This window comes from Rhizobacter sp. P5_C2, assembly GCF_054049715.1.
The window spans coordinates 1-2031 of the sequence record NZ_JBFULV010000229.1 but is presented as its reverse complement, the minus strand read 5'-3'; the positions used below and the strand labels follow the sequence as shown (position 1 = coordinate 2031).

The 2031-nt window shown below is 72.8% G+C and carries 2 protein-coding genes; both read right to left on the bottom strand.

Features of this window, described 5'->3' with window-relative positions:
- Positions 1-84: 84 nt before the first annotated feature.
- Entirely contained in the window at positions 85-810 is a 726-nt protein-coding gene (locus ACXJLU_RS33225) for a hypothetical protein (protein WP_073462624.1), read from the bottom strand.
- Complete coding sequence (locus tag ACXJLU_RS33220; protein WP_457337988.1) at positions 800-1864, bottom strand: stage II sporulation protein M; 1065 nt, start codon at positions 1862-1864, stop codon at positions 800-802. Before ACXJLU_RS33220 ends, ACXJLU_RS33225 begins: the two co-directional genes overlap by 11 nt.
- Positions 1865-2031: the final 167 nt, after the last annotated feature.

Sequence of the window (2031 nt, the reverse complement as noted above, 5' to 3'; positions counted from 1 at the left end):
GCCACGGCCGAGGCCGGCGCGTCGGGCGCCTGCTGGGCCTGCGCCCCAGCGCCCAGCAGCGCCACCGCCAGCCACCACGCAGCGCTAGAACGCACGGCGGAACTCCTGCTCGATGTCCCAGGCCTCGAGCTGCACGCGGCGGTTCAGGTACATCGCGAAGCCGGCGCCGACATAGAACGGCTCCAGCACCAGCACCACCAGCGCGTAGCCGCTGGCGGTCGCGAACGACGCCGACACGCTGCCGCCGGTGAACCAGCCCCAGGCGTCGCTGCGCAGGCCTTCGGGCAGCAGCAGCGCGATGAACGCCATCAGCCCGATGCCGAGAAAGGCCTCGGCATGCGCGAACACCAGGTGCATCGCGCCGACCGGCCCGCGCTGCGAGCGCAGCATCAGCGCGCGCCGCTGCCGCCGCGCCTTGCCGCGCTGGCCTTCGAGCTGGTAGATCGGCTGCGTGTACGAGCGCCACGGCGACAGGCGCCGCCACGTCAGGCTCGTGAACCACTGGCCCCACCAGACCTCGCGCTGCGCACGCCACAGGTCGGCGAAGCGGGTCGACTGGCCGAAGGCCGCGCGCGACAGCACGAACAGCACGCTGCGGTCCATCCAGGGCTTGAGCCAGAAGATCAGCACGCTCGGCAGCCAGCTCGCGATCTCGACGCTGGACAGCGCGAGCAGGAACACCGCGGCGAACACCGGCGTGCAGGTCGCCCACACCGAGCGCGCGTTGGCCTGCACCAGGCGCACGCCCAGGTCGCCGGCCTCGTGCATCGGGCGCGGGCGCAGCTCGACGGCGATCGCGTCAACCTGCATTCGCGGCCTCCACGTCGGCGGTGCGGCGCGGCCGCCCCTGCCAGCCGAGGTAGGCGATCACCAGCGCCCAGCAGGCCGCGCCGACGCCGTACTTGACCTGCGGCTCGACCCAGCGGGCCGACGACCAGAAGGCCTCGACCGCCGCGGCGATCAGCAGGAACGCGATCACGCCGTACATCACGACGATGGCGTGCGACGACGCATGGCGCAGCGCCTCGAGCCGCGTGCGCCGGCCGGGCGACAGCAGCGCATGGCCGAGCCGCAGCCCGGCGGCACCCGACATCACGATGGCCGTCAGCTCGAAGGCCGAGTGCGTGACGATGAACGAGTAGAACGCCTCGCCGTGGCCGCGCGCCGTCAGGTAGCCGCCCACCGCGCCGCCCTGCAGCCCGTTGAAGACCAGGAAGAACGCGCTGCCGATGCCGCCGAACAGCCCGGCCGCGAAGCACTGGAAGCCGATGCCGATGTTGTGCTGGATGTAGTAGCCGAACATCTGCCAGTCGGTCTCGGCGCTGCGCGGCTTGCCGATCGGGTCGGCGCCGGGGCCGTACATCTGGTCGAAGTTGCGCACCTGCTGGGCGTCCATCAGGTGCAGGATGAAGCCGGGGTCGCGCCAGCAGGCCCAGCCGACCAGCAGCGTCGGCACGACGAACAGCAGTGCCGCCACCAGCAGGTAGCCGCGGTGCGCGCGCACGCTCTGCGGGATGTCGACCAGCAGCAGCCGGCGCAGCCGCCCGATGCCGAAGCCCGGCTCGTGGCGGCGGTAGATCAGCTGGTGCGCGCGGTGCGTCAGCTGCTCCAGGCGCTGCGTCAGGCCGATCGGGTAGGCGCGCGCCTGCGCCAGCGCCAGGTGCTCGCAGGCGCGGCGGTACAGCACGCTGAGGCGGGCGCCGTCGACCGGGAGGATCTTCTTCCGCTCGGCCGGCTTCTGGGTCTTCTTGCCGGCCTGCTTGTCCTCCTTTTTGCGCGGACGCGTGCCCTCCGCCCGGTCGAGCAGGGCCTGCAACTCGTCCCACAGCGGCGCATGCGCGGCCTCGAACTGCAGCGGCGTCATCGGACGGCGTCTCCGCGGCGGCCGAGCAGCCAGTGCGCGACGCCGAGCAGGCGCTGCGTGGCGTCGGCCGGCGTGCCGCCGGCGGCATCGGTGGCCGAGCGGGCGAGGGTGGCGAGTTCGTCGAAGCGGGCCGGCGTGAGCCGCGCACCGCGCATCGCCCAGTTGAC

What these genes read in the sequence shown, in the direction of transcription:
- ACXJLU_RS33225 (WP_073462624.1), bottom strand. Translation starts at nt 810, where the DNA reads ATGCAGGTTGACGCGATCGCCGTCGAGCTGCGCCCGCGCCCGATGCAC.
- ACXJLU_RS33220 (WP_457337988.1), bottom strand. Translation starts at nt 1,864, where the DNA reads ATGACGCCGCTGCAGTTCGAGGCCGCGCATGCGCCGCTGTGGGACGAG.